The following is a 26329-nucleotide window of genomic DNA, read 5'->3' on the forward strand; positions in this document are numbered from 1 at the left end:
CGCTTGCCAGGGAGGGCTGAGCGCGCGAGCATGTTGGCTTCTGCCGAGTTCGACCCGTAACCATGATGGCTATCCGATTTCTTGGGTTGTCGTTTGCCGTGCTGCTGTTAGCCGCTTGCGACAAAGACCCGACCCCGCCAAAAACGCCACCTGCGCCGCAAGTGCCGGCCGTGGAACAGCGTGAGCCCGCCGCCGACGCGTCCAAGCCCGCGCCCAAGGTGGCCGATACACCGCGCATCAAACCGCTGGAACCGCTGATCGAAAGCAAACTGGAACCGCTGCCGGAGAAAACGGCCAGTGCGCCGGTGACCGACAAGCAGCTCGCTGAGCCGAGCACGCCGAAAACCGTGACGGTGCGGGCACCGCAACCGCCGGACAAAATTCAGCGCCTGCACGTTTCCAAGCCGCAAACCGCTGCCCAGCAAAAGGCCAGCGCCGCCGTGAAAAAAGCCCCGGTGCCCAAAGCCAAGCTCGACCTGCGTTTGCCCAAAGAGCTGGTTAAAGACCTTGAACCGAAAGTTGCCGTGACGCCGGGCGCCAGTGCCGCGCCGAGCAAGCCGGCTGACCCGGCGCTGCTGCCGCAGATGTTTGCCGACAAGCCGAGCGATGTGAGCCCGTTTGAGGTGGGCGGCAGGGTGATCACCAACGAGCGCAGCCGCGATCAGGACGAGGGGTATTTCGACGGCGCCGAGCTGCAATTCAAGTTCCGCCATTGATAGATCCAGCAACGAAAAAAGGCGCCCAAGTGGCGCCTTTTTTTGCAGAGCTAATTGCGACTAGGTCGCCGCTTTTTCCCGCCGTTTGAGCTGACGTTTCTTCCAGCTACTGCGCACCCACCAGCGCCAGTAGAGCATCGTCAACGAATACCCCAACACACCGGCAATCAGCCCGGTGAGCACCGAGCCCAGCAGAAAGGGCGCCAGTACCGGATGCCAGAGCATCTGGATCAACTCCCACGACGGATCGTCGAAAAAGTGACTGATGCGCGGCCAGACGGTGCCGGTAATTTCCCCCGCCGGTATCTGCATCACCCACGCCCCCAGCTTGTAGGTGCAATAAAACAACGGCGGCATGGTGATCGGGTTAGTGAGCCAAACCAGGCCCACCGAGATCGGCAGGTTGCCGCGCAGGGGAATGGCCAGGGAAGCTGCCAACAGCATTTGCAGAGGAAGGGGGATGAACGCCGCGAACAAGCCGACGGCCATGGCGCGTGCCACTGAGTGACGATTGAGGTGCCAAAGGTTGGGGTCATGCATCAGCGAGCCGAGAAAGCGCAGCGACTTGTGCTCCCGAATCATTTCGGGATTAGGCATGTAGCGCTTAAACAGGCGGCGCGGCATAGGGCATCTCGGCAGGCGGAAAAAGGCGGATTATGCCCAGATTGTGCGGGCTATATGCGTTGACTTTGTGACAACAAATAAGCGCGCTGCGTTTGCTTTAAACGACGCAAGGACAGCGCGCAGGGAGCAGTAAAAAATGCGTACAGGGATGTTCGCGCTGGCGCTGGGTTTGTTGGCCCTGCGCTGGCTGCCGGCGCTGCCGCCGGCTTGGTTGATCACAGTATTGCCGGTAATCGGCAGTCTGCTTTTATTAACGCGCGCCCGACCGATTGGCTTGGCGCTGCTGGGCTTGGGCTGGGCGTGCCTGTCGGCGCAATGGGCCATCGACGATCGATTGGCGCCCGAGCTCAATGGCCAGACCCGCTGGCTGCAAGGCCGCGTGGTCGGCCTGCCGGCGCAGGGCAACGGCGCGGTGCGCTTTCAGCTCGAATCGGTCAGCGCCCGGCGCGCCCAGTTGCCCTCGCGTCTGCGCCTGACCTGGAACGGCGGCCCTGCGGTGAGGGCCGGTGAAACCTGGCGGCTGGCGGTTACGCTCAAACGTCCGCGCGGGTTGATCAATCCGCAAGGTTTCGACTACGAGGCCTGGCTGCTGGCGCAACGCATCGGGGCGCAAGGCTCGGTTAAACACGGCGAACGCCTGGCGGCGGCTAGCGGCCCTTTGGGTTGGCGCGATGCGGTGCGCCAGCGGCTGATGAAGGTCGATGCCTTTGGCCGCCAAGGCGGGCTGGCCGCGCTGGTGCTGGGCGACGATTCGGGCCTGTCGAGCGCCGACTGGCGCGCTTTGCAAGACACCGGCACCGTGCACCTTCTGGTTATCTCCGGCCAACACATCGGGCTCTTCGCCGCGCTGCTCTACGGGCTGGTCGCGGGCTTGGCGCGTTTGGGCCTGTGGCCGCAGCGCCTGCCTTGGTTACCCTGCGCGTGCGCTGCTGCGGGGTTTGGCGCGTTGGGCTACGGGTTGATGGCGGGGTTTCAGGTGCCGGTGCAGCGCGCGTGCGTGATGGTGGCGCTGGTGCTGATCTGGCGCCTGCGCTTTCGTCACCTCGGGGCGTGGCTGCCGCTGCTGATGGCGTTGAATCTGGTGTTGCTGGCCGAGCCGCTGGTCAGTTTGCAGGCTGGATTCTGGTTGTCTTTCGTGGCGGTGGCGGTGCTCATCTGGGTTTTCGGCGGGCGACTCGGCGCCTGGCCGTGGTGGCGCACGTGGACACGCGCGCAATGGTCGATGAGCATCGGCTTGCTGCCGCCAATGCTGGCGCTGGGGCTGCCCATTAGCGTCACTGGGCCGTTGGCCAATTTGCTCGCGGTGCCGTGGGTGAGCCTGGCGGTCGTTCCGCTGGCCTTGGTCGGCACGCTGTTGTTGCCGGTGCCATGGCTGGGCGAGGCGGTGCTGCAACTGGCCGGCGGCTTGCTGGAGCTATTGTTTCGGTTTCTGAGCGCGGTGGCCGCCTGGCATCCGGCCTGGCTGGCGCCGCAGGTTACGCCCGGCGTGTGGTTGCTGGGCGCGCTTGGCGCGTTGCTGGCCTTGGCGCCCGCCGGCGTGCCGGTGCGGGCGCTGGGGCTGGTGATGCTGGCGCCGCTTTTCTGGCCGCCGACGACCTCCATTCCCAGCGGCCAGGCCGAGGTGCTGCAACTGGATATCGGTCAGGGCCTGGCGGTGCTGGTGCGCACGCGCAACCACGCCATGCTCTATGACGCCGGCCCCCGCCACGGCGATTTTGATAGCGGCGAACGGCTGGTGGTGCCCTCGTTGCGCAGCCTCGCAGTCGGGCGGTTGGACACGCTGCTGATCAGCCATGCCGACAACGATCACGCCGGTGGCGCGCTGGCGGTGCAACGCGGTGTGTCCGTTGCCCATGTGCTCAGCGGCGAACCGGACAAATTGCCCGCTTCGCTCTCCGCCCAGCCCTGCATCAACGGCGCGCACTGGGAATGGGACGGCGTGTACTTCCAGACCTGGCGTTGGGCGCGAGCAAAAACTGGCAACCAGGCCTCATGCGTGGTGTGGGTAATGGCCAATGGCGAGCGCTTGCTGCTCACCGGCGATATTGATGCCGCTGCCGAAGCCGCGTGGCTGGCGGCTCATCCCGGCCTGGGCGCCGATTGGTTGCAGTCGCCCCATCACGGCAGTCGCAGCTCTTCGTCGTTGGCTTTCTTGCGCGCCGTGGCGCCGCATTCGGTGCTGGTGTCGCGCGGCGCCCACAACGCATTCGGTCATCCGCACCCGCAGGTAATGGGCCGTTATCAAGCGTTGGGTTTGCAGGTGTTCGACAGCGTGGAGCAGGGCGCCCTGCGCATTCAGTTGGGCGCTTTCGAGTCGGCCAGCGGCCTGCGCAAAGAAGCGCGATTCTGGCGGGAAAAATGAGAACCGCGACGGTCGGCGCGCCCCCGGCCCTATGCTAGAGTGGCGCCACTTTTGTAGGGGCCATCCGATAAGGCCCGTAAAACCAGGCTATTCCAAGGCCGTTTTAAACCCAGGAGAGTTGACACCGTGTGGGAGCTAGTCAAAGCAGGTGGCTGGATGATGCTACCGATCATTCTGTGTTCCATCGCTACCGTGGCCATCGTTGCCGAACGCCTGTGGACCCTGCGCGTTAACCGCGTGGCGCCGCCTCATCTGCTGGGGCAGGTGTGGCGCATGATCAAAGACAAACAGCTGAACAAAGACAAGCTCAAGGAACTGCGCAACAGCTCGCCGCTGGGACAAATCCTCGCCGCCGGCCTGACCAATTCCAAACATGGTCGCGAGATCATGAAAGAGTGCATCGAAGAGTCCGCCAGCCGTGTCATCCATGAGATGGAACGCTACCTCAATGCTCTCGGCACCATTGCTGCCATGGCGCCGCTGCTCGGCTTGCTCGGCACGGTGTTCGGCATGATCGAAATTTTCAGCGGTTTTATGGACAACGGCCAAGCCAACGCCGGGCAACTGGCCGGTGGTATCGGCAAAGCGTTGGTGACCACGGCGGCGGGCCTGATCGTGGCCATTCCGGCGGTGTTCTTCCACCGTTACCTGCTGCGCCGCGTGGACGAAATCGTCGTTACCATGGAACAGGAAGCCATCAAGTTGGTGGAAGTGACCCAGGGCGATCGCGAAGTCGATTTCGTTGAGGACAGCAAGCCGTGAAATTCCGCCGCAGAGCCAACAGTGTCGCCCGTGACGAGGTGTTCCTGAACCTGACGTCGCTGATCGATGTGATCTTCGTGCTGCTGCTGTTCTTTGTCGTCACCACCACCTTCAGCCGTCCGACCCAGCTGAAAATCGAGCTGCCGGAAGCGGCCAGCGGTACGCCGCCGGAAGCCACCGAATTGAAGCAACTGGAGGTGGCGATTGCCGCCGACGGCACCTACTCGTTGAACGATCAGGTGCTGAGCAAAAGCGATCTGCCCACGCTGATGGCCGCGCTGCAGCGTGAGTCGGCCGGCGACAACAGCCTGCCACTGACCATCAATGCCGACGGCAAAGCCACCCACCAAGCGGTGGTGACGGCGATGGACGCAGCCGGCAAGCTGGGCTTCAGTCAATTGCGCATTACCACCATCGAGGCGCCAAAGGCGCCTTGATGGTACGACGCTGATGGTTGCCTCAGACAAACTCCTAAACGCCTGGTACCAGGGCCATCCCGCGCTGCGTCTGTTGTGGCCGCTGGAGTGGTTGTACCGGGCGGTGGTCACGCGTAAACGCCAGCGTTTCCTGGCCGGCGAGGGTGATAGTTACCGCGCGCCCGTGCCGGTGGTGGTGGTCGGCAATATCACCGTTGGCGGCACCGGCAAAACGCCGATGATCCTCAGCCTTATCGCTCACTGCCAGCAGCGTGGCCTCAAGGTCGGCGTAGTCAGTCGTGGCTACGGTGCCAAACCCCCGCAGTTCCCCTGGCGCGTTCGCGCCGAGCAGTCGGCCGACCAGGCCGGCGACGAGCCGCTGTTGATTGTGCAACGCACCGGCGTGCCGCTGATGATCGACCCCAACCGCGCCAACGCCGTGCGCGCCTTGCTCACCGACGAACCGCTGGACCTGATTCTCAGCGATGACGGCATGCAGCATTACCGCCTGGCGCGCGATATCGAATTGGTCTTGATCGACGCGGCGCGCGGCCTCGGCAACCGACGCTGCCTGCCCGCCGGGCCGCTGCGCGAGCCGGTGGAGCGCTTGCAGAGCGTCGACGCGGTGCTGTTCAACGGCGCCACCGCCGACAGCGCCGAGGGCTTTGGTTTCACCTTGCAACCCAGCGCCTTGGTTAACCTGCGCAGCGGCGAGCGGGTGGGGCTTGAGCATTTCCCCCCCGGCCAGGCGCTGCACGCAGTGGCCGGCATCGGCAACCCGCAGCGTTTCTTCAACACGTTGCAGGCGTTACACTGGCGCCCGATTTCCCATGCCTTCGCCGACCACGCCGAGTACACCGCCGAGCAGCTGAGTTTCAGCCCCGCGCTGCCCTTGGTGATGACCGAGAAGGACGCCGTGAAATGCCGCGCCTTCGCCGCTGACAGTTGGTGGTACCTGGCGGTCGACGCCGTGCCGTCGCCGGCATTTCTGGCCTGGTTCGACCACCGTCTTGCGGGTCTGCTGCCGGCGCGCTAAGCCTGCGCAGACCGCCCCTCCATTCACCCGTTAAAGGAATTCGCAATGGACCCCAAACTACTCGACATCCTCGCGTGCCCCCTGTGCAAAGGCCCACTGAAGCTGGCTGACGATAAATCCGAGCTGGTGTGCAAGGCCGACGCATTGGCCTTCCCGGTGCGCGAAGGCATTCCGGTGATGCTGGAAACCGAAGCCCGCAGCCTGAACGTCGACGAGCGCCTGGATAAGTAAATGAGCACAGCCTTCACCGTTGTCATTCCCGCCCGCTACGCCTCCACCCGCTTGCCCGGCAAACCGCTGCAAGACATCTGCGGCAAGCCGATGATTCAGCACGTCTGGGAACAAGCCTGCAAAAGCAGCGCCCAGCGCGTGGTAGTGGCCACCGACGATGCGCGCATTGTCGAGGCCTGCAAGGGCTTTGGCGCTGAAGTGGTGATGACCCGCGTGGACCACAACTCCGGCACCGACCGCCTCGCCGAAGTGGCCAGCGCCTTGGGGCTGGCCGGTGATGCGATTGTGGTCAACGTGCAAGGCGACGAGCCGCTGATTCCGCCCGCCGTCATCGATCAGGTGGCCGCCAACCTCGCGGCCCATCCGGAAGCGGCCATGTCCACGCTGGCCGAGCCGATTGAAGAAGTTGCCGCGTTGTTCAACCCCAACGTGGTCAAGGTCGTCACTGACCAGAACGGCCTGGCCCTGACCTTCAGCCGCGCGCCGTTGCCGTGGGCGCGTGACGCTTTCGCCGCCAACCGCGAGCAACTGCCGGCCGGCGTGCCGTACCGCCGCCACATCGGCATCTACGCCTACCGCGCGCAGTTCCTGCACAACTTCGTAAGCTGGGGCCCGTGCTGGCTTGAAGACACCGAATGCCTGGAGCAACTGCGCGCGCTGTTTCACGGTGAGCGCATTCATGTGGCCGATGCCTTGGAAGCGCCGCAAGCCGGTGTTGATACCCAGGAAGACCTGGAGCGCGTTCGGCGCCTGCTGGGGGCCTGATGCGCGTGTTGTTCGTGTGCCTGGGCAACATTTGCCGTTCGCCCTCGGCCGAGGGCGTATTCCGCCAGCAACTGCTTAACGCCGGGCTTGATGGCCAGGTGCATGTCGACTCTGCCGGCACCGGCCCGTGGCACGTCGGCAAACCCGCCGACAGCCGCGCCAGCGCCGCCGCCTTGCAGCGCGGCTACGACCTTTCCGCCCTGCGTGGGCGGCAGGTGAGCCGGGCGGACTTCGAGCAGTTCGACTTGATCCTGGCCATGGATCACAGCAACTTCGCCGACCTCAAAGCCCTGCAGCCGGCCAACAGCCGCGCTGAACTCGACCTTTATCTGCGTCGCTATCAACTGGATGCCGACGAAGTGCCCGACCCGTATTACGGCGGCGCCGACGGCTTCGAACACGTACTCGACCTGCTCGAACACGCCGGCGCGCAATTGCTCAACGAAGTGCGAGGGCGGCTATGAACGTGGTCGAGCAGGTATCGCTCAAACCCTTCAACACCTTTGGCGTCGATGTACGCGCGGCGCAGTTTGCCGAGGCCCATAACGATGACGACGTTCGCACTGCGCTGAAACTGGCTGAGGAGCGTCAACTACCGCTGCTGGTGATTGGCGGCGGCAGCAATCTGCTGCTCACCGGCGACGTGCAGGCCTTGGTGCTGCGCATGGCCAGTCGCGGCATTCGCATTGTAGAAAACGCCGAGCAGGTGGTGATTGAAGCCGAGGCGGGCGAGCCGTGGCACCCGTTTGTGCAGACCACCTTGAGCCAAGGCCTGAGCGGCCTGGAAAACCTCAGCCTGATTCCTGGCACCGTTGGCGCCGCGCCGATGCAGAACATTGGCGCCTATGGCGTTGAGATTAAAGACGTGTTCCACAGCCTGACCGCGCTCGACCGCCAGACCGGCGCGCTGCGGGAGTTCAACCTGGCCGACTGCAACTTCGCCTACCGCGACAGCGTGTTCAAACAGCAGCCCGGTCGTTGGCTGATCTTGCGCGTGCGCTTTGCCTTGAACCGTCAGCAGCACCTGCATCTGGAATACGGACCGGTGCGTCAGCGCCTGGTCGAGCAAGGCATCGACACGCCCACCGCCACCGACGTGAGCCGCGCCATTTGCGCCATCCGCGCCGAAAAACTGCCCGACCCGGCAGTGCTCGGTAACGCTGGCAGCTTCTTCAAAAACCCACTGGTGAGCGCTGAACTGGCCGCCAGGGTTCGTGAAGAACATGCCGATGTGGTGGCTTATCCGCAGGCCGATGGCCAAGTGAAATTGGCGGCCGGCTGGCTGATCGAACGGGCCGGCTGGAAAGGCTTTCGCGACGGTGATGCGGGCGTGCACAAGCTTCAGGCGCTGGTGCTGGTGAACTACGGCACCGCCACGGGCAGCGAGTTGCTGGCGTTAGCCAAGCGTATTCAGGCGGATGTGCTGGAGCGGTTTGGGGTGGAGTTGGAGATCGAGCCGAACGTGTTGTAGCGTCCGCGACCCTCTCCCCAACCCTCTCCCAGAGGGAGAGGGGGCCGAACGGTGATATAGAAAAAACGCCGATTGGCTCCCCTCGCCCGCTTGCGGGAGAGGGGCTGGGGGAGAGGGCAAGCCGTTACAAAAAAACCATGAATAAAAAAACCGCGCACAAGGCGCGGTTTTTTTATTAGGGCACCACTCAGTTCACCTGCGCGCCCTTGGCAATCCAGGCCCCAATCAACTCCCGCTCTTGCGGCGTCATTTGGGTCAGGTTGCCCAGCGGCATGGCCTGGGTGGCCACGGCTTGCGCCTGAATACGCGGAGCCATTTGCTGAATTTGCTGAGGCGTGTCGAACATCACCCCCGCTGGCGCCGCGCTGAACATGCTGTTGGTGGGCTTTTGCGAGTGGCACACCGTGCAGCGCACTTGAATCACTTCATGCACCTTGTCGAACCCCGGGGCACCGGCTGGCGCGGTTGCCTGAGCCACCGGTTGCTCTGCCGGCGCCGGCTGCTTGGCCGCTTCTTCGGCGGCTTCCTTGGCCGTTTTGCCGCCAATGGCGGTGGCGGGCAGCGGTTGGTATTCGACGGCTTTAGCGGCTTGTTCGTTGCCCGCGCCATTCATGGTCGACAGGCTCGGACCGGTAACGAAGGCCAGGCAGATCATGCCCAACGCGCCAGCCGGCAAGGCCCAGCTGAAGCTGTTGCTGTGGTGACGGGTATTGAAGTAGTGACGCACGATCACTGCCAATACCGCGATGCCCGCCAGGATCAGCCAGTTGTATTGGCTGCCGTAGGTGCTCGGGAAGTGGTTGCTGATCATGATGAACAGCACCGGCAGGGTGAAGTAGTTGTTGTGGCGCGAACGCAGCAGGCCTTTGGCCGGCAGGGCCGGGTCGGGCGTGCGGTTTTCTTCGATGGCTTTCACCAGCGCGCGCTGGGCCGGCATGATCGTGTTGAACACGTTACCGACCATGATGGTGCCGATGATGGCGCCGACATGGATGTACGCACCGCGCCCGCTGAACACCTGGCTCAGGCCAAACGCTGCGGCAACCAACAGAACAAACAACACCAGGCCGAGCAGGGCCGGTTGTTTACCCAGCGCCGAGTCGCACAGGAAGTTGTAGATAAACCAGCCGCTGACCAGCGAACCCACGCCGATGGCAATGGCCGCTGCCGGGCTGAGGTCGCTGCCGGGCATGATCAGGTACAGCGAAGGGTTGAGGTAGTAGACGATCAACAGCAGGGTAACGCCCGACATCCAGGTCCAATAGGCTTCCCATTTGAACCAATGCAGGTTGTCCGGCATTTTCGGCGGGGCGAGTTTGTATTTTTCCAGGTGGTAGATACCGCCACCGTGGATCGCCCACAAATCACCGGCCAGGCCATCACGCGGATTGGCGCGGTTGAGGTTGTTTTCCAGCCAAACGAAATAGAACGACGCACCGATCCAGGCGATGCCGACAATCATGTGAACCCAGCGCACCGCCAGGTTCGCCCATTCAATCAAATGTGCTTCCACAGTGTTTACCTCTTCCCGGAACCGGCTGGCCGGCTGCCGAGCTTCTCTTATTGGTGGGGGTTGAGGAGAACCTGTTCATCCTCGGTAAAAAAATGCTCATCGCAGTTGTTGCCAGAACCGCTGCGATCAACCACCAGGAAGTCATCCCGCTTTTCGATCGTCAGCACCGGGTGGTGCCAAACGCCGCGATGGTAATTAATGCCCTGCTTGCCATTGCTGACAAAAGCACGGACCAAACCTGATACAGGTGCATCGCCAAGTGGCGCGACCACGATCAGAAAAGGATTGCCGAGCAGCGGAATAAACGCCTGACTGCCCTGCGGATGGCGCTCCAACATGCGGATGGTGAGCGGGTATTCCAGCTTTTCAGCGCTGAAAATACTGATGATCGCCTTGTCATCCGGCTGCGCCGTCTCAACCGTCGCCAGCTTGTGATAGCGGCGGGTAGAGCCGTTGTTGATCATGAAATGGTCGCTGCCCTCGGTTTCGATGACGTCCCCGAACGGGGCGAAGGCTTCTTTGGTTAGCGGTTCGATGATCAGTTTGCGCATGTTGGTTTCTACATTATTCGTTATTAAGACTCCCCTCTCCCGCGCGCGGGAGAGGGGCTGGGGGAGAGGGCCAGGCTTAACGCTGATCTGCGCCGAAGAACCCCTCTCCCTAACCCTCTCCCGTAAACGGGAGAGGGGACTGGGCGGCGTGAGCCTATTTATTTCGCAACCTTGCCAAACAACCGCAGACGGCTAACACCACCATCCGGGAACACGTTCAAACGTACGTGGGTGATTGGGCCCAGTGCGTTGATCTGCTCGGCGAATTCGTGCTCGGCGTGCATTTGCAGTTTCTGGCTTGGCAGCAGTTCGCGCCAGAACAGACTTTGGGTTTCGATCTGGCTGTCGGTGCCGCCTTTAACGAAGGCGCCTTGAATCGAGCAGCTGTCCGGGTAGTTGCCTTTGAAGTGCAGGGTGTCGACCACGATGCGTTCGATTTCGCCCGGGTGGCCCAGCGCGACGATGACCCAGTCGTTGCCCGGCGTGCGGCGGCGTGCGGTTTCCCAGCCATCGCCCATGTTGATGCCACGGCCCGGGTTGAGGATGTTGCTCATGCGCCCGAAGTGCTCGTCGGAGCAGGCCAGGGCACGGCCGCCGTTCAAGGCGCTGGCCAGGTCGACTTGTTCGTTGTCGCCCACGTTCGACCAGTCACGGAACGGCACGCCGTACACGCGCAGACGCGCCACGCCGCCGTCCGGGTAAATGTTGAAGCGCAGGTGGGTGAACGCCTGGCTGTTGGTGATCTCGTGGTAGTGGTGGCTGTCGCCTTTCAACTCCACGGCGCCCAGTACTTCGGTCCACTCGGTGCTGTCGCTCGGGTCGCCTTCGGCTACAAAGCAGCCTTCCAGGGACGCCGACGGCGGGAAGTTACCGGTGAAGAAACTGGTGTCGATGTCCACACCCTTGATCGAACCCGGCACGCCGAGTTTGATCACCGCGCTGTCGTAGCCTTCGAAGCGCTTGCGGCGCGATTCCCAGCCGTCCATCCACTTGCCGTTGTCATCGAACACGCCTTCTTTCCACACCGCCGGAGTCGGCTGGAACAAGCGGTTGACGTCGGCGAACCAGTCATCGGTAACCGAGATGGCCTTGGTGCCCAGGCGGGCGTCGGCGAGGTTGACGTATTTCTCGAAGGGTACGGCGTAAGCTTTCATTGTTTGTCTGCCTTAGATGGGGCGGGGAGAGGTGGCGGCGTCAGGAACTGCAGGCCTTATAGGGTCTGCAAACGGAACAGCGCGATCTTGTTGATTTCGGCCAGCGCTCGCTCGAACTCTGCTTCCTTGGAGTTGTGAATGCGCTCCTCGAACGCTGCGAGAATCTGGTGCCGATTGCTGCCCTTGACCGCCATGATGAAGGGAAACGCGAACTTCGCTTTGTAGGCGTCGTTCAGCTCGGTGAAGCGTTGAAACTCTTCAGCCGTGCATTCGTGGATGCCCGCACCGGATTGCTCCGAGGTGCTGGCTTCTGTCAGTTCGCCGCGCACAGCGGCTTTGCCGGCGAGGTCCGGGTGAGCGTTGATCAGTGCCAACTGGGCGGCGTGATCGGCGCTGAGCAGGATGTCGGCCATGCGGCTGTGCAGGCCTTCGATGTCGTCCAGGCTGCTGTCGGCGCCCAGGTCGTAGGCTTTTTCGGCCACCCAGGGCGAGTGCTCGTAGATGTCGGCAAAGGCTGCCACGAATGCTTCGCGGCTCAGCGTGGAAGGGGTCAGGGTCTGGAAGCGGCTCATTTCGCGCTCTCTTGGCTGAAGGGATGGGTGGCGTGCCAGTGGCGGGCGATGTCGACGCGGCGGGCGAACCACACCTGCTCGAAGCCCTGCACGTATTCGATAAAACGCTGCAACGACGCCAGGCGGGCAGGGCGGCCAATCAGGCGGCAATGCAGGCCGATAGACAGCATTTTCGGCGCCTCGGCACCTTCGGCGTAAAGCACGTCGAAGGCATCTTTCAGATAATTGAAGAAGTCATCGCCGCTGTTGAAACCCTGCACCTGGGTGAAGCGCATGTCGTTGGTGTCGAGGGTGTACGGAATCACCAGGTGTGCTTTGCCAGTCGGGTTGTTTTGTTCCCAGTAGGGCAGGTCGTCGTCGTAGGTGTCGGAGTCATAGAGGAAGCCGCCTTCCTCCATCACCAGGCGCCGGGTGTTCGGGCCGGTGCGGCCGGTGTACCAGCCCAGCGGGCGCTCACCGGTAATTTCAGTAAGGATGCGAATGGCCTCCAGCATGTGTTCGCGTTCTTGCGCTTCGTCCATGTACTGGTAGTCGATCCAGCGGTAGCCGTGGCTGCAAATCTCGTGGCCCGCAGCGGCCATGGCGCGGATCAAATCCGGGTGACGTTGTGCGGCCATGGCCACGGCGAACACGGTGAGCGGAATGCCGGTTTTCTCGAACAGCTTGAGAATGCGCCACACCCCGGCGCGGCTGCCGTATTCGTACAACGACTCCATGCTCATATTGCGCACGCCTTGCAGCGGCTGAGCGGCGACCATTTCTGACAGAAATGCCTCGGACTCTTTATCGCCGTGCAACACGTTGCGCTCGCCGCCTTCCTCGTAATTGAGCACAAAGGAAATGGCGATGCGGGCATTGCCGGGCCAGTGCGGATGGGGGATGTCGTTGCCGTAACCGATCAGGTCGCGAGGGTAGTCAGCGCTCACTGCAGGTGTTCCTTCTTATGAATGGTGCGGTCGCAGCGAAGGCCGGGTAAGCGTAGGCGACCGTGATGGGTTGATTGTATACAAAGTGATGGATGTTTTGTAAATGGAAAATTTCACCAATTTATCCACTTTCTGATTGCCATGAAGCTTAGCTCAAGGCCCGTGCTTGGCCCTGCGGTGTGCCAATGCGGTGCACGGACGCCATTGGCGCGCTGCGAACGGGCAGGTCTTGCGCGGAAAAATTGTTGTGGTTGATTGTGTACAATTTTCGTATGGAATGTCTCGAAATCTTAAATGCGCATGGTATGCTCCCGCTGCGCCCTGGCTTGATGCCGGTGTGGCGCTTCGAATTCACCTGCATAGAGGAGGCGCGGCGGCTGCGTTTGGCGCAGTTGCCCGGAACCGATGGGACGTTTAACCACGCATGTTTTGGACGCCGCTCACGGCTGCCCAGGTAGCAACATCAAAGTCGAGCTGTACCGCGTAGAAGGCTCGTCCGTGGTGCTGATTAACACCCTGCACACCAATGACGACGGTCGTTGCGACTCGCCGGTGCTGCAAGGCGAAGACTACGCTTCGGGCGTTTATCAGCTGCACTTCCACGCCGGCGATTACTACCGCGCGCGCGGCGTGCAGTTGCCGGAACCGGCATTTCTGGATGTGGTGGTACTGCGTTTCGGCATCGATGCCGGCCAGGACCACTACCATGTGCCGCTGCTGATTTCGCCGTATAGCTATTCGACGTATCGCGGCAGCTAAATCGTTAGATCAAGAGCATCGCGACTGAAGTCGCTTTTACAGGGGAGTGGCGGGTCCGGCGCTGCTGCGGATGGCAACATTCGTGTAGGAGCGATTTCAGTCGCGATGCGCTTGATCCACCAGCATCGCGACTTCCCAGCCGCTTCCTCAGCGACTCAACAACGAAGCCGTTCCCGCCCCCGCAAACAACCCCGCACTGACCCGGTTAAACCACACCTGCCCCTTGCCCGAACGCAAAAACGTCGCAGCGCCACGCGCGCTCAAGCCGTAGAACAATTTGCAGCCCAAATCCAGCGCCGCCCAGGTGGCGATCATCACCAGTAGCTGATTGCCCATGGGCTGATCGGCGCTGATGAACTGCGGCAGAAAAGCGGCGAAAAACAGGATGTCTTTCGGGTTGCTCGCGCCCAAACCAAACGCTTTCAGAAACATGCTGCGCCGGCTCGGTGCGGTCAGCGGTTGGTCGTCAGCCTTGGCCGGTTTCGCCGCTTCGCGCGACTCCTGCCAGCTCTGGTAGGCGAGGTAAAACAAGTACAACGCGCCCAACACTTTCAGCATGCTGAACAGTTTTTCCGACGCCAGCAGCAGGGCGCCCAGGCCCAGTGCAGAGGCGCTAAGCAGGCAGATGGAGGCGCTGACGCCACCGAGAAATGCCGGCGCCGAGCGGCGCAGGCCGTAGTTCAGGCTGTTGCTGACCATGAGCAGCGACAACGGGCCGGGAATCAGAATGACGATCAGCGCGGCGCTGCTAAATAACAGCCAGGTGTCCAGGTTCATTGCGGGCCTCTTCAGATGTAGAAAAGCCCCGACGCTTTAACGTCGGGGCTCGTGGAGCAGTTTGAGCGTCGGCGAAGATTACAAGAAGGCGAATTTCAACGCGCAGATAATCGCCAGCACATACAGGCTAGGGGTGATTTCCTTGTGTTTGCCGGTGGCCAGCTTGAGCACCACGAAGGTGATAAAGCCCATGGCCAGGCCGTCGGTAACCGAGAAGGTCAGCGGCATCATCACCACGGTGATAATCGCCGGGATGGTGTTGGTGTGGTCTTCCCAGTCGATGTGCGCCATGCCGCTCATCATCAACATGGCCACGTAAATCAGCGCACCGGCCGTGGCGTAGGCGGGAATCATGCCGGCCAGCGGAGCGAAGAACATCGCGGCAATAAACAGCACGCCAACGGTGACCGCCGTCAGCCCGGTGCGACCGCCCGAGGCCACGCCCGCGGCGCTTTCTACGTAACTGGTCACCGGCGGGCAGCCCACCAGGGCACCGAAGGCGCTGGAAGTACTGTCTGCTTTCATCGCACGGCTGAGGTTTTCGATGTGGCCGTTTTCGTCCACCAGGTTCGCCCGTTGCGCCACGCCCATCAGGGTGCCGGCGGTGTCGAACATGTGCACGAACAGGAAGGCCAACACCACGCTGATCATGCCGACGTTTAGTGCGCCGGAAATGTCCATCGCCAGCCAGGTCGGGGCCAGGCTTGGTGGCATGGAGAAGATGCCGCCGAACTCGACGATACCCAAACCCCAGCCCGCCAGCGTGACGGTAAGAATGCTGATCAGAATGCCGCCGAACACGCGGTGGTATTCCAGCACCGCAATCATCAAAAAGCAGATGGCTGCCAGCAGTGGGCCAGCGGCGGTGAGGTCGCCCATCTTCAGCAAGGTTTCAGGGCTGGCCACCACAATGCCTGCGGTCTTCAACCCGATGAGGCCGAGAAACAGACCGACTCCGGCACCCATCGCAAACCGCAGGCTCGCGGGGATGCTATTGAGCAGCCATTCGCGGATACGCGAGAAGGTCAGAATCATAAACAGAATGCCCGAGAGGAATACCGCTCCCAGCGCGATCTGCCAGCTGTAGCCCATGGTGCCAACCACGGTGTAGGTGAAGAACGCGTTCAGCCCCATGCCTGGCGCCAGGCCAACCGGCCAGTTGGCGTAAAGGCCCATCAGGAAGCAACCGAACGCGGCGGCGATACAGGTGGCCACGAAAGCCGCGCCGTGATCGATGCCGGCGTCGGCCATGATGTTGGGGTTGACGAAAATGATGTACGCCATGGTGATAAAGGTGGTCAGGCCGGCGGCGAGCTCGGTTTTGACGGTGGTGCCGTGAAAGGACAGCTTGAACAGCCGTTCCAACAGGCCAGTGCGCGCGGGCTTCGCAGCATAGAGTTGTTCTTGTTTGGTGCTTTCCACAGCGGGGTACTCCTCATTTCTCTTATTTTGGTCACCGAGTACTGCGCGCCTGTAAGAAGGGTGGCGGTGCTCTGAGGTAGGTGGCTTACGTGGTGCGCTTGCAGGTGCTTTGTTGACTCTTTGGTCAGGAAGTCACTCGAGCGCGATTATGCGTTTGTATACAAAAAAAGCAATTAATGTTTTTATTGTTGCGCAAAACGAACGGATTGATTGTTCTTAAATGGATAAGCGAATTGTATGCGACAGTTTGCGCAATGTATTTGGCTTAATTCGTTAATAATCAATGGTTTATAGATTTATGGACTGTGCAATGGTCGAGGGAGGAGGGGCCATCCGAGCCTCGGTTTTAGCTGAATAGCGACGCTTTAAGCGTAAAAACGCCGGAGTTTTTGTCCGGTTACGCCCGAAAAAACTAAGAAGGCTGTAGGCGGGGTCTGTATTTGCCTAGTGATCTGTCTGACGTCTAGCTCGTGCAGTTAGGAGCTGCTGGCTAGATTGTGTACAATGCGCCGGTATTTTTACCCTCTCTATTTACCCGCCGAGGCTTGCCAGCCCTGGGGGGAGAAGCAGTAGAGTCGCGCATGACCGCAGAACTTCTGACGCGAGCCCGAATGAACGAACAATTGCAGCCCCTCAAGAAGCAACCGCGTACTGGCAAAGCCAGCCACAGCGGCACTCAGGATGACGTCGTTTACGCGCATATTTTTGATGCGATTCTGGAACAGCGCCTGGCGCCCGGCACCAAGCTGAGCGAAGAAGCGTTGGGCGAAATCTTTGGCGTCAGCCGCACCATTATTCGTCGCGCGCTGTCGCGCCTGGCTCACGAAAGTGTGGTGCTGTTGCGCCCCAACCGTGGCGCCGTGGTGGCCAGCCCAAGCGTTGAAGATGCGCGACAGATTTTCTACTCGCGCCGTCTGGTTGAACGCGCCATTACCGAACTGGCCGTTGAACACGCCAGCGCCGAGCAACTGGCCGAATTGCGCCAGATGGTCGCCGATGAGCAGGCGAGTTTTTCCCGTGGCGACCGTGGCGCCGGCATTCGTCTGTCCGGCGAATTCCACCTGAAACTCGCGGAAGCTGCGAAGAACGCGCCGCTGATCAGCTTCCAGCGCAGCCTGGTGTCGCAGACCTCGTTGATCATCGCCCAGTACGAAAGCGGCAGCCGCTCGCACTGTTCTTACGATGAGCACAATCAGCTCATCGATGCCATTGAAGCGCGTGACGTGGCGAAGGCTGTGAGTTTGATGATGCATCACATGGATCACATCGACAGCAAGCTCAACCTCGACGAAGACAGCGCCTCGGATGATTTGCATGCGGTGTTCTCGCACTTGCTGCAAACCAAGAAGAAGGCACCGCGCTCGGCGGCGCCTCGGTAGGTTGTTTTCGGTATAAAAAAACCGCCTGATTGGGCGGTTTTTTTTTGGCTTTTTGGAGGGCCGGCGCGGCGGTTAGGGTGATCGGTCCGAGATGCTGAATCCAGAATCTCGGATGAGTCGAACATCGCTGCCCTCTCCCTAGCCCTCTCCCGCAGGCGGGAGAGGGGACTTATCACGTGTTTGGGCCTAGCATCGGGAGTCGCAAAAAACACCGTCATTCCCGCGCAGGCGGGAATCCAGAATTTCGGATTAGACGCAAATCGCTGCCCTCACCCTAACCCTCTCCCGCAAGCGGGAGAGGGGACTTACCACGCGTTTGCGGCATAACAACGAAAGCCGCAAAAAACATCCGTCATCCTCGCGCACGCGGGGATCCAGAATTTCGGACTAGACGCAAATCGCGCCCCTCACCCTAACCCTCCCACCAGGTAATGTGCCCGCAATCGCCCTCAGCGCTTATGCACACTCTGCCCAGCCGCAAATGTTTCCTTCACGGCGCGATCATCACCGATGGTCATCAGCACAAACAGCTTCTCTTCCAAGTCCTTGGCCTGCTGCAAGCGGTACGACAGCAGCGGCGTGGCGTGGTAGTCGAGCACGATAAAGTCGGCGTCGTTACCGCTGGCGAAGCTGCCGATTTTGTCGTCCAGGCGCAGGGCTTGAGCGCCGCCCAACGTCGCCAGGTACAGCGATTTGAATGGGCTCAGTTTGTTGCGCTGCAACTGCTGCACTTTGTAGGCCTCGTTCAAGGTTTGCAGCATGGAGAAACTGGTGCCGGCGCCCACATCCGTACCCAGGCCCACGTTCACGCCGAACTGCTCAGCCTGCTTGAGGTTGAACAAGCCGCTGCCGAGAAACAGGTTTGAGGTCGGGCAATGGGAAACAGCCGAACCGGTCTCTGCCAGGCGCTGGCATTCCTCGTCGCACAGGTGCACGCCATGGGCGAACATCGAGCGTTCGCTCAGCAGTTGGAAGTGGTCGTAGACATCCAAATAACCTTTTTGCTGCGGGAACAGCGACTTAACCCAGGCGATTTCGTCGACGTTCTCGGACAAGTGCGTGTGCATGTACAGCCCGTCGTATTCCTGCAGCAATTTGCCGGCAGCGGTGAGCTGTTCGGGCGTGCTGGTCGGGGCGAAGCGCGGGGTCACGGCGTAGTGCAAACGCGCCTTGCCGTGCCAGCGCTCGATCAGCGCTTTGCTGTCGTCGTAGCTCGATTGCGCGGTGTCGGTCAGGTAGTCCGGGGCGTTGCGGTCCATCATCACTTTGCCGGCGATCATGCGCAGGTTCAGCGCCTCGCTGGCGGTGAAGAAGGCGTCCACTGATTGCTTGTGCACGCTGGCAAATACCAGGGCGGTGGTGGTGCCGTTGCGCAGCAGTTCCTTGAGGAAAATATTCGCCACATCGGCGGCGTGAGCCGGGTCGGCGAATTGTTTTTCGGTGGGGAAGGTGTAGGTGTTCAGCCAGTCCAGCAACTGCTCGCCATAGGCGGCGATCATGCCGGTTTGCGGGTAGTGGATATGGGTGTCGATAAAGCCCGGGGTGATCAGCGCGTCGCGGTATTCGATCACGTCCACGCCCTTGAGCGTCGGCAGCAGGTCCTTGGCGTGGCCGACCTTGGCGACGTGGCCATTGTCGACCACCAGCACGCCATCTTCGAAATACTCATAGGACTGCGCGTCCCCCACCAAGGCGGGGTCGGCAATGCTGTGCAGGATGGCGGCGCGGTAGGCTTTCACTTGGCTGGTCATGGGCAGTCTCGTAGTACGTATTTATTGGTATGCGGTGTCGTTGGGCGTTGCGTGCAGCTCAGCCCAATAAAGCGATCTACGCCTTGGCGCGGCGCGAGGCGGGCATCAATTTGGCGACGCTTTCGCCGCTCTTTTCACCCTGGCCAAAGTTGGCGTTGTAGGTGGCGATCACCTCGCCGGCGATGGACACGGCAATCTCGATGGGCAGCTTGCCTTTCACTTCGGCAATGCCCATGGGGCAGCGCATTTTCTGCATCACCTCGGCGCTGAAGCCGCGATCACGCAGACGGTGTTCGAACTTCACCCGCTTGGTTTGCGAGCCGATCAGGCCGTAGTAGGCGAAGTCGTTGCGCTTGAGGATGGCGGCGGTCAGTTCCAGGTCGAGCTGGTGGTTGTGGGTCATGACGATGAAGTAACTGCCGGGCGGCATGTTTTCCACTTCATCGACCACCTCGTCGTTCACCACTTTCGTGGCGCCTTGAGGAATGTGTTCGGGAAACTCGTTTTCCCGCGAATCGATCCAACGCACCTTGCAGGGCAGGCTCGCCAGCAACGGCACCAACGCGCGGCCCACATGGCCGGCGCCGAACACGGCGATTTGCGCTTGCGGCTGGCCCATGGGCTCGAACAGCAGCACGGTGGCGCCGCCGCAGCATTGGCCCAGGCTGGCGCCGAGGCTGAAGCGTTCCAGGCGGGTGTCCTGGGTGCGGTTGGCGAGCATCTCGCGGGCCAGCTCCATCGCCTTGAATTCCAGGTGCCCGCCGCCCACGGTTTCGTAGATGCGGTCGGCAGTGACGACCATCTTCGAGCCAGCATTGCGCGGCGTTGAACCCAGCTCTTCGATGATGGTCACCAGCACGCAGGGTTGCCCCTGTTGCTGCAAGTCGGCGAGGGCGCTGATCCAGCTCATTTGCTCAGCCTCCAGGTGCGAAGCGGTTTTGCGGAACGGGACAGGCGCCAGTCGTCATCGGCTTTCGCGGGCGCGGCGTGCTGTTCCAGTAACACCAGACGCGGCAGGGCTTCGGGGCTCTGCGGCGCGGCTGGGGCGGTTGTCTGTGCGGTGTGTGTTGTCATTGTTGTTCACCGTTATTCGTTGCGTTGTCGCGGTACGCTTTGTAGGAGCGAGCTTGCTCGCGAAGCTTTAGCTCTTTCGCGAGCAAGCTCGCTCCTACAGGTTTTGCGTTAGGCCGGCTCTGTTGCGGTGGTTTCGGCTTTCGGCGCCTTCATCACCTTCCGCATCTGCTCCACACCCCACAACACACGCTCCGGTGTAGCAGGGGCGTCGATCAGGGGTTGTACGCGGTAGTCAGCCAGGCTGGCGACGGCGTCTTTGATGGCGCACCAGGCGGCGATGCCGAGCATGAACGGCGGCTCGCCCACGGCTTTGGAGTGGAACACGGTGTCTTCCGGGTTCTTGCGGTTTTCCACCAGTTTCACGCGCAGGTCCAGCGGCATGTCGGCGATGGCGGGAATCTTGTAGCTCGCCGGGCCGTTGGTCATCAGCTTGCCTTTGGCGTTCCACACCAGCTCTTCCATGGTCAGCCAACCCAGGCCTTGCACGAACGCGCCTTCCACCTGGCCGATGTCGATGGCCGGGTTCAGCGAATCGCCCACGTCGTGGAGGATGTCGCCGCGCAGGAATTTGTATTCGCCGGTCAGGGTGTCGACGATCACTTCAATGCACGCCGCGCCATAGGCGAAGTAGTAGAACGGCCGACCCGCTGCCTTGCTGCGGTCGTAGAAGATTTTCGGCGTACGGTAGAAACCGGTGGCCGACAGGGAAATCTGGCCGAAGTAGGCCTTCTGAATCATCTCTTCAAACGACAGGTACTGGTCGCGCACACGCACCTGGCCGTTACGGAATTCGATGTCTTCCGGCGTGACGCGGTACTCGCGGGTGAGGAAGTCCACCAGGCGCGCCTTGATGGTTTCCGCCGCATTCTTGGCCGCCATGCCGTTGAGGTCGGCGCCGCTGGAGGCAGCGGTCGGCGAGGTATTGGGCACCTTGTCGGTGTTGGTGGCGGTGATCTGAATGCGGGCGATGTCCACCTGCAACACCTCGGCGACGATCTGCGCCACTTTGGTGTTCAGACCCTGGCCCATCTCGGTGCCGCCGTGGTTCAGGTGGATGCTGCCGTCGGTGTAGATGTGGATCAGCGCGCCGGCCTGGTTGAGGAAGCTGGCGGTAAAGCTGATGCCGAATTTAACCGGCGTCAGGGCCAGGCCTTTTTTCAGAATCGGGCTGGTTTTGTTGAATTCGGCAATTTCGATGCGGCGTTTGGCGTAGTCGCTGCTGGCTTCCAGTTCGGCCGTCATCTCGTGGATAACGTTGTGCTCGACGGTCTGGTGGTAGTGGGTGACGTTGCGCTCGGTTTTGCCGTAGTAGTTGAGCTTGCGCACTTCCAACGGGTCTTTGCCGAGGTCGCGGGCGATGTGGTCCATGATCTGCTCGATGGCGACCATGCCTTGCGGGCCGCCGAAGCCGCGATACGCGGTGTTCGAGGCGGTGTTGGTCTTGCAGCGATGACCGTTCACCGTGGCGTTGCCGAGGAAATAGGCGTTGTCGGAGTGGAACATGGCGCGGTCGACGATGGAGTTCGACAGGTCCGGCGAGTAGCCGCAGTTGCCGGCCAGTTCGATTTCGATGCCATGCAGCAGACCGTTCTCGTCGAAGCCGACGTCGTACTCAACGTAGAACGGATGGCGCTTGCCGGTCATCTGCATGTCTTCAACGCGCGGCAGGCGCATTTTGGTCGGGCGCTTGGTCAGGTGTGCGATCACGGCGCACAAACACGCCGGGCTCGCCGCCTGGGTTTCCTTCCCGCCAAAACCGCCGCCCATGCGGCGCATGTCGATGACCACTTTGTGCATCGGCACGTCCAGCACTTCGGCCACCAGCTTCTGCACTTCGGTGGCGTTTTGCGTGGAGGTGTAGACGATCATGCCGCCGTCTTCGGTGGGCATGACCGAAGAAATCTGGGTTTCCAGGTAGAAGTGTTCCTGGCCGCCAATGTGCAGCGAACCCTGCAAACGACGCGGGGCGGTGGCCAGTTTGCTGGCCGAGTCGCCGATGCGGTGCTGGTGGCTGTCGAGCACAAAATGCTTTTTGCGCAGCGCTTCGACCACGTCGAGCACCGGTTCCAGGTCTTCGTATTCGATGATCGCGGCCATGGCGCCTTTGCGGGCGTTTTCATGGGTGTCGGCGGCCACGGCAATCACCACTTGGCCAACGTATTGCACCAGACCGTCGGCCAGCAGCGGATCGCCGGGGGCGACGGCGCCGATGTCGAGCAGGCCGGGCACATCTTTATGGGTGATGGCGATGGCGACGCCAGGAATCTGGTAGCAGGGCGACACATCGATTTTCGTCACGCGGGCATGGGCGCGGTCGCTCAGGCGGGCATAAACGTGCAGCTGATTCGGGAATTCCAGGCGGTCGTCAACGTAAACGGCTTCGCCCGACACATGCTTGTCGGCGCTCTCGTGTTTAACGCTGCGGCCTACGCCGGTGGTGATGCCGGCACGGAACAGTTCGGCCAGTTCTTCCTGGCTTTTCGGGGCGTGGTGGTTAGACATAAGCGGTCACCCGTGTTTCGACGTCTGGAGTTTGCAGCTCGAGGAAAAATTTACGCAGCAGGTTTTGTGCGGTGAGCAGGCGGTATTCCTTGCTGGCGCGGAAGTCGCTCAGCGGGCTGAAATCATTGGCCAGCGCGTCGCACGCCAGTTCGATTACATCCGCGTTCCACTTGGCGCCTTGCAGCGCGGCTTCGCAGGCAGCGGCACGTTTCGGGATGGCAGCCATGCCACCGAAGGCCACGCGGGCGCTTTGCACCACGCCATCGGCAACCACCACGTTGAACGCGGCGCACACGGCGGAAATGTCGTCGTCCAGACGTTTCGACACTTTGTAAGCGCGGAACGCCTGATTGCTCTGGTGACGCGGCACCACGACTTTCTCGATGAACTCGGCTTCCTGGCGCGCCGTGACTTTGTAATCGAGGAAGTAATCTTCGATCGGCAGGCTGCGGGTCTGGTTGCCTTTGCGCAGCACCACACGAGCGCCCAGGGCGATCAGCAGCGGCGGGGCGTCGCCGATGGGCGAGGCGTTGCCAATGTTGCCGCCCAGGGTGCCCTGGTTACGGATTTGCAGCGAGGCGAAGCGGTGCAGCAGTTCGCCGAAGTCGGGGTATTCCTTGGCCAGCGCGCCGTAGCAGTCGGACAGCGGCGTAGCGGCGCCGATCTCGATGGTATCGTCGGTGAACTCAACGCGTTTCATCGCTTCCACGTGGCCGACATAAATCATCACCGGCAGCTCGCGGTGGAACTGGGTGACTTCCAGCGCCAAGTCGGTGCCACCGGCGAGCAGGCGTGCTTGCGGGTTGGCGGCGTAAAGGTCGGCGAGATCGGAAATGGTCAGCGGCAGCAGGCAGCGCTTGTCGCCGCTGTTCAGCTCGGCGGTTTCTTGCGGGGCGATGGCTTGCAGTTTGGCGATGGTTTCAGCTTCAGCAGCGTCGAATTGGTCCGGCTGTTTCTGGCAGCAGGCTTGCTCGGCGGCGTCGATGATCGGGCGGTAGCCCGTGCAGCGGCACAGGTTGCCGGCCAGCGCTTCCATGGTTTGCGCCTTGTCGAAGCCGTCGCTGTTCTTTTGCAGCGCGAACAACGACATCACAAACCCCGGGGTGCAGAAGCCGCATTGCGAGCCATGGCAGTCGACCATGGCTTGCTGAACGCTGTGCAGTTGGCCTTGATGCTTGAGGTCTTCAACGCTGATCAGTTGTTTGCCGTGCAGCGACGAAACGAACGTGAGGCAGGAGTTGAGGGTGCGGTAGCGAATGCGCGGGGTGCCGGACGACTCGTCCAACTCGCCCACCACCACGGTGCACGCGCCGCAGTCGCCGGAAGCGCAGCCTTCCTTGGTGCCGGGTTTGGCCAGGTGCTCACGCAGGTAATTCAGCACGGTGACATTCGGGTCGAGACGCTGCTCGGTGCGCAGCTCACGGTTGAGTAAAAACTGGATCAAGGACGACCTCCAGGCACTTTTATTGTTGTACAGCGTGTTTTCTGACACGCGATTGGAGCTGAATCTAGAGAATTCTGACTTTTGGGTCAATAAAATATTTGACTCTTTGGTCAAGCAATCCGCGTGCCCGACGAGCAGTCCTTTAAGGTCCGATCTTTCTTGGCTGTAAGTATTTTCTGGCCAACCAAACGTTGAGGTTTTTTTAACGAATTTTTGATCGTTGCGTTTCTAGCATCTGCCCCACTTCAACCTGGGCGGAATCGCACCGTGAACTCACTACTTAAAGTAAAGGCCATACGCCCTGAATTGCTGACCCTGGTCGGCAGCGCCTTTCTGTTATTAGCCTGCAATCCCGTGCTGTGGGCGCACGTGTTCAGCATTACGCCGAGCACGGGCGCGGGGTTGATCACGCGTGTGGCCTTTGGTCTGATCGTGTTGGCGCTGTTCAACCTGGTGCTCACGCTGCTGGCGTTTCGCTGGGTGCTTAAACCGGTGCTTACCCTGTTGTTACTGGTGAGCGCGGGCGCTGCCTATTTCATGAACGAATACGGCGTGGTGGTCGATCTTGAAATGCTGCGCAACGCCGCGCAGACCAACGCCACCGAGGTGCGTGACCTGTTGTCGTTCAAGCTGGCGGCCTATGTGCTGTTTTTGGGCATTTTGCCGGTGGCGGTGCTCTGGCTTATTCCCGTGAATTACCGCACTTGGCCTCGCGAGCTGCTGAGCAAACTGCTGGTGACGGTGGGCTGCGTAGCCGTGTTGGGCGTGGTGGCGATGGCCAACTATCAAGGCTTGGCCTCGTTTTTCCGCAACCACCATGAACTGCGCTTGATGGTGGTACCGAGTAACTACGTGGGCGCTTCCTTCAACTTGCTGCGCGAGGAAATCGCCACCGGTAAGCAGCCGTTTCGCACCCTTGGCGAAGACGCCGTAAAAGCGCCGGCCTGGCAGAGCCATCGGCACAAATCGTTAACCGTGCTGGTGGTCGGGGAGAGCGCCCGCGCCGACAACTTCGGCATTTTGGGCTACGACCGTGACACCACGCCAAAACTCAAAGCCCAGCCCGGCGTTATCGCTTACCCCAACGCCCATTCCTGCGGCACGGAAACCGCCGTGTCGGTGCCATGCATGTTCTCCAACCTGGGCCGCAGCAACTACAGCGCCGGCAAAGCCTATTCCCAAGAAGGACTGCTGGACGTGTTGAAACGCGCCGGGCTCGACGTGCAATGGCGTGACAACCAGTCGGGTTGCAAGGGCACCTGCGATCGGGTGAATTTCGTCGACGTCAGCGACCTTAAAGACCCGGCCTTGTGCGCTAACAGCGAATGCCACGATGAAATTTTGCTGCAGGGCCTGCAGAACACCCTCGACAACCTGAAAGACGACACCGTGCTGGTGCTGCATCAGATGGGCAGCCATGGCCCGGAATACTTCAAGCGCTACCCGAAAGCGTTCGAACAATTCACCCCGGTGTGCACCAGCAATGCGCTGAACGAGTGCTCGCGTGAAAGCATCGTCAACGGTTACGACAACACCATTCTTTACACCGACCACGTGCTCTCCAGCCTGATCGACGTGCTGCGCGCCAACCAGGGCAACGTCGACAGCGCCATGCTGTATATGTCCGACCACGGCGAGTCGCTGGGCGAATACAACCTGTACCTGCACGGCACGCCCTACATGATGGCGCCCGACCAGCAGAAACACATCGGCATGCTGGCCTGGTTTTCCGACAGCTATCAGCAGGAATTTCAGCTCAACGCCGATTGCTTACGAGGCCAGCGTGAACAGCCCGTCAGCCAGGACAACCTGTTCAGCTCGATGCTTGGGTTGTTGCAGGTGAATACCAAGGTGTACGACAAGGGGCTGGATATGTTTGCGGGGTGCCGGACGTAACGACCGTTGTTCCCGTCAGTCCCGCAGGCGGGCGAGGGGAGCTGAATCGCGTACGGCCAAGTCCCCTCTCCCGTTTACGGGAGAGGGTTAGGGAGAGGGGCTTTTGATTCCAGATTTGCGTTGGGCCCAGCCCTCACCCCCAGCCCCTCTCCCGCAGGCGGGCGAGGGGAGCTGAATCGCGTACGGCCAAGTCCCCTCTCCCGTTTACGGGAGAGGGTTAGGGAGA

The 26329-nt window shown here is 61.3% G+C and carries 25 protein-coding genes; 12 read left to right on the top strand and 13 right to left on the bottom strand.

The features are described 5' to 3' along the window. Nucleotides 1-62 precede the first annotated feature (62 nt). Nucleotides 63-716: a hypothetical protein gene (locus AC0IW7_RS05505; RefSeq protein ID WP_471816307.1), complete on the top strand. Its 654-nt coding sequence runs from the start codon at nt 63-65 to the stop codon at nt 714-716. A 60-nt stretch (nt 717-776) separates the two neighbouring features. Here the strand turns inward: AC0IW7_RS05505 and AC0IW7_RS05510 are convergent, their stop codons facing one another. Further along, the gene (locus tag AC0IW7_RS05510; protein WP_471816309.1) at nt 777-1340 is read right to left on the bottom strand and encodes a DUF2062 domain-containing protein; all 564 of its coding nucleotides are present in this window, start codon (nt 1338-1340) and stop codon (nt 777-779) included. A 136-nt stretch (nt 1341-1476) separates the two neighbouring features. Between AC0IW7_RS05510 and AC0IW7_RS05515 the strand changes: the two genes are divergently transcribed. The 8 genes from AC0IW7_RS05515 to murB all read left to right on the top strand — a co-directional run bounded on the left by AC0IW7_RS05515 (nt 1477) and on the right by murB (nt 8383). Continuing rightward, nucleotides 1477-3702 (top strand): DNA internalization-related competence protein ComEC/Rec2, encoded by a 2226-nt coding sequence (locus tag AC0IW7_RS05515; protein ID WP_471816311.1) that lies wholly within the window; start codon nt 1477-1479, stop codon nt 3700-3702. Between the two features lie 126 nt (nt 3703-3828). Beyond that, nucleotides 3829-4464 carry a MotA/TolQ/ExbB proton channel family protein gene (locus tag AC0IW7_RS05520; RefSeq protein ID WP_463382241.1) on the top strand — a complete coding sequence of 212 codons (636 nt, stop codon included), beginning with the start codon at nt 3829-3831 and terminating at the stop codon, nt 4462-4464. Further along, entirely contained in the window at nt 4461-4901 is a 441-nt protein-coding gene (locus AC0IW7_RS05525) for an ExbD/TolR family protein (protein WP_463382242.1), read from the top strand. Before AC0IW7_RS05520 ends, AC0IW7_RS05525 begins: the two co-directional genes overlap by 4 nt. A gap of 13 nt (nt 4902-4914) precedes the next feature. Next, the gene (gene lpxK / locus AC0IW7_RS05530; RefSeq protein WP_471816313.1) at nt 4915-5916 is read left to right on the top strand and encodes a tetraacyldisaccharide 4'-kinase; all 1002 of its coding nucleotides are present in this window, start codon (nt 4915-4917) and stop codon (nt 5914-5916) included. 45 nt (nt 5917-5961) lie between these two features. Then, entirely contained in the window at nt 5962-6147 is a 186-nt protein-coding gene (locus tag AC0IW7_RS05535; RefSeq protein ID WP_108097092.1) for a Trm112 family protein, read from the top strand. Further along, nucleotides 6148-6912 carry a 3-deoxy-manno-octulosonate cytidylyltransferase gene (gene kdsB, locus AC0IW7_RS05540; RefSeq protein ID WP_471816315.1) on the top strand — a complete coding sequence of 255 codons (765 nt, stop codon included), beginning with the start codon at nt 6148-6150 and terminating at the stop codon, nt 6910-6912. Then, entirely contained in the window at nt 6912-7376 is a 465-nt protein-coding gene (locus tag AC0IW7_RS05545) for a low molecular weight protein-tyrosine-phosphatase (RefSeq protein WP_471816317.1), read from the top strand. The genes kdsB and AC0IW7_RS05545 overlap by 1 nt, the downstream gene beginning before the upstream one ends. After that, nucleotides 7373-8383, top strand: coding sequence for a UDP-N-acetylmuramate dehydrogenase (gene murB / locus AC0IW7_RS05550; RefSeq protein ID WP_471816319.1), 1011 nt, complete (start codon nt 7373-7375; stop codon nt 8381-8383). The genes AC0IW7_RS05545 and murB overlap by 4 nt, the downstream gene beginning before the upstream one ends. A 187-nt stretch (nt 8384-8570) precedes the next feature. On the opposite strand, the gene AC0IW7_RS05555 is transcribed toward murB, so the two are convergent. From AC0IW7_RS05555 to puuE, 5 genes are all read right to left on the bottom strand, one after another. Then, nucleotides 8571-9896, bottom strand: a complete 1326-nt coding sequence (locus tag AC0IW7_RS05555; protein ID WP_471816321.1) for a urate hydroxylase PuuD — start codon at nt 9894-9896, stop codon at nt 8571-8573. 47 nt (nt 9897-9943) lie between these two features. After that, nucleotides 9944-10447 (bottom strand): ureidoglycolate lyase, encoded by a 504-nt coding sequence (locus AC0IW7_RS05560; RefSeq protein ID WP_122496885.1) that lies wholly within the window; start codon nt 10445-10447, stop codon nt 9944-9946. A gap of 158 nt (nt 10448-10605) precedes the next feature. After that, nucleotides 10606-11601, bottom strand: coding sequence for an allantoicase (alc, locus tag AC0IW7_RS05565; RefSeq protein ID WP_471816322.1), 996 nt, complete (start codon nt 11599-11601; stop codon nt 10606-10608). Between the two features lie 56 nt (nt 11602-11657). Next, on the bottom strand, nt 11658-12173 hold the full coding sequence (uraD, locus tag AC0IW7_RS05570) for a 2-oxo-4-hydroxy-4-carboxy-5-ureidoimidazoline decarboxylase (RefSeq protein ID WP_471816324.1): 516 nt from the start codon (nt 12171-12173) through the stop codon (nt 11658-11660). After that, nucleotides 12170-13099 (bottom strand): allantoinase PuuE, encoded by a 930-nt coding sequence (gene puuE, locus AC0IW7_RS05575; RefSeq protein WP_471816326.1) that lies wholly within the window; start codon nt 13097-13099, stop codon nt 12170-12172. The genes uraD and puuE overlap by 4 nt, the downstream gene beginning before the upstream one ends. 405 nt (nt 13100-13504) lie before the next feature. Here puuE and uraH point away from each other — a divergent pair, with 405 nt between their 5' ends. Continuing rightward, complete coding sequence (gene uraH / locus AC0IW7_RS05580; protein WP_463541673.1) at nt 13505-13858, top strand: hydroxyisourate hydrolase; 354 nt, start codon at nt 13505-13507, stop codon at nt 13856-13858. A gap of 147 nt (nt 13859-14005) precedes the next feature. Here the strand turns inward: uraH and AC0IW7_RS05585 are convergent, their stop codons facing one another. Then, entirely contained in the window at nt 14006-14635 is a 630-nt protein-coding gene (locus AC0IW7_RS05585; RefSeq protein ID WP_122496894.1) for a LysE family translocator, read from the bottom strand. 78 nt (nt 14636-14713) lie between these two features. Next, nucleotides 14714-16057, bottom strand: a complete 1344-nt coding sequence (locus tag AC0IW7_RS05590) for an NCS2 family permease (RefSeq protein WP_122496896.1) — start codon at nt 16055-16057, stop codon at nt 14714-14716. Nucleotides 16058-16668: 611 nt separating this feature from the next. Here AC0IW7_RS05590 and AC0IW7_RS05595 point away from each other — a divergent pair. Then, nucleotides 16669-17436 carry a GntR family transcriptional regulator gene (locus AC0IW7_RS05595; RefSeq protein ID WP_122496898.1) on the top strand — a complete coding sequence of 256 codons (768 nt, stop codon included), beginning with the start codon at nt 16669-16671 and terminating at the stop codon, nt 17434-17436. A gap of 449 nt (nt 17437-17885) precedes the next feature. Here AC0IW7_RS05595 and guaD read toward each other — a convergent pair whose 3' ends face one another. The 5 genes from guaD to xdhA all read right to left on the bottom strand — a co-directional run bounded on the left by guaD (nt 17886) and on the right by xdhA (nt 24207). Continuing rightward, the gene (gene guaD, locus AC0IW7_RS05600) at nt 17886-19187 is read right to left on the bottom strand and encodes a guanine deaminase (protein WP_471816328.1); all 1302 of its coding nucleotides are present in this window, start codon (nt 19185-19187) and stop codon (nt 17886-17888) included. A gap of 76 nt (nt 19188-19263) precedes the next feature. Then, nucleotides 19264-20097, bottom strand: coding sequence for a xanthine dehydrogenase accessory protein XdhC (xdhC, locus tag AC0IW7_RS05605; protein WP_122451429.1), 834 nt, complete (start codon nt 20095-20097; stop codon nt 19264-19266). Next, nucleotides 20094-20261, bottom strand: coding sequence for a hypothetical protein (locus AC0IW7_RS05610; RefSeq protein WP_471816330.1), 168 nt, complete (start codon nt 20259-20261; stop codon nt 20094-20096). The genes xdhC and AC0IW7_RS05610 overlap by 4 nt, the downstream gene beginning before the upstream one ends. A gap of 108 nt (nt 20262-20369) precedes the next feature. Next, the gene (xdhB, locus tag AC0IW7_RS05615) at nt 20370-22763 is read right to left on the bottom strand and encodes a xanthine dehydrogenase molybdopterin binding subunit (protein WP_471816331.1); all 2394 of its coding nucleotides are present in this window, start codon (nt 22761-22763) and stop codon (nt 20370-20372) included. Next, the gene (gene xdhA, locus AC0IW7_RS05620; RefSeq protein WP_471816332.1) at nt 22756-24207 is read right to left on the bottom strand and encodes a xanthine dehydrogenase small subunit; all 1452 of its coding nucleotides are present in this window, start codon (nt 24205-24207) and stop codon (nt 22756-22758) included. Before xdhA ends, xdhB begins: the two co-directional genes overlap by 8 nt. Before the next feature lie 267 nt (nt 24208-24474). Between xdhA and AC0IW7_RS05625 the strand changes: the two genes are divergently transcribed. Next, nucleotides 24475-26103, top strand: a complete 1629-nt coding sequence (locus tag AC0IW7_RS05625) for a phosphoethanolamine transferase (RefSeq protein ID WP_471816334.1) — start codon at nt 24475-24477, stop codon at nt 26101-26103. Nucleotides 26104-26329 lie beyond the last annotated feature (226 nt).

This window comes from Pseudomonas sp. AC229, assembly GCF_979254655.1.

Bases quoted from the DNA above. Each gene is read 5' to 3' on its own strand.
- AC0IW7_RS05505 (WP_471816307.1), top strand. From the start codon at position 63: ATGATGGCTATCCGATTTCTTGGGTTGTCGTTTGCCGTGCTGCTGTTA.
- AC0IW7_RS05510 (WP_471816309.1), bottom strand. From the start codon at position 1,340: ATGCCGCGCCGCCTGTTTAAGCGCTACATGCCTAATCCCGAAATGATT.
- AC0IW7_RS05515 (WP_471816311.1), top strand. From the start codon at position 1,477: ATGCGTACAGGGATGTTCGCGCTGGCGCTGGGTTTGTTGGCCCTGCGC.
- lpxK (WP_471816313.1), top strand. From the start codon at position 4,915: ATGGTTGCCTCAGACAAACTCCTAAACGCCTGGTACCAGGGCCATCCC.
- AC0IW7_RS05535 (WP_108097092.1), top strand. From the start codon at position 5,962: ATGGACCCCAAACTACTCGACATCCTCGCGTGCCCCCTGTGCAAAGGC.
- kdsB (WP_471816315.1), top strand. From the start codon at position 6,148: ATGAGCACAGCCTTCACCGTTGTCATTCCCGCCCGCTACGCCTCCACC.
- AC0IW7_RS05545 (WP_471816317.1), top strand. From the start codon at position 6,912: ATGCGCGTGTTGTTCGTGTGCCTGGGCAACATTTGCCGTTCGCCCTCG.
- murB (WP_471816319.1), top strand. From the start codon at position 7,373: ATGAACGTGGTCGAGCAGGTATCGCTCAAACCCTTCAACACCTTTGGC.
- AC0IW7_RS05560 (WP_122496885.1), bottom strand. From the start codon at position 10,447: ATGCGCAAACTGATCATCGAACCGCTAACCAAAGAAGCCTTCGCCCCG.
- alc (WP_471816322.1), bottom strand. From the start codon at position 11,601: ATGAAAGCTTACGCCGTACCCTTCGAGAAATACGTCAACCTCGCCGAC.
- uraD (WP_471816324.1), bottom strand. From the start codon at position 12,173: ATGAGCCGCTTCCAGACCCTGACCCCTTCCACGCTGAGCCGCGAAGCA.
- uraH (WP_463541673.1), top strand. From the start codon at position 13,505: ATGGGACGTTTAACCACGCATGTTTTGGACGCCGCTCACGGCTGCCCA.
- AC0IW7_RS05585 (WP_122496894.1), bottom strand. From the start codon at position 14,635: ATGAACCTGGACACCTGGCTGTTATTTAGCAGCGCCGCGCTGATCGTC.
- AC0IW7_RS05595 (WP_122496898.1), top strand. From the start codon at position 16,669: ATGAACGAACAATTGCAGCCCCTCAAGAAGCAACCGCGTACTGGCAAA.
- guaD (WP_471816328.1), bottom strand. From the start codon at position 19,187: ATGACCAGCCAAGTGAAAGCCTACCGCGCCGCCATCCTGCACAGCATT.
- xdhC (WP_122451429.1), bottom strand. From the start codon at position 20,097: ATGAGCTGGATCAGCGCCCTCGCCGACTTGCAGCAACAGGGGCAACCC.
- AC0IW7_RS05610 (WP_471816330.1), bottom strand. From the start codon at position 20,261: ATGACAACACACACCGCACAGACAACCGCCCCAGCCGCGCCGCAGAGC.
- xdhB (WP_471816331.1), bottom strand. From the start codon at position 22,763: ATGTCTAACCACCACGCCCCGAAAAGCCAGGAAGAACTGGCCGAACTG.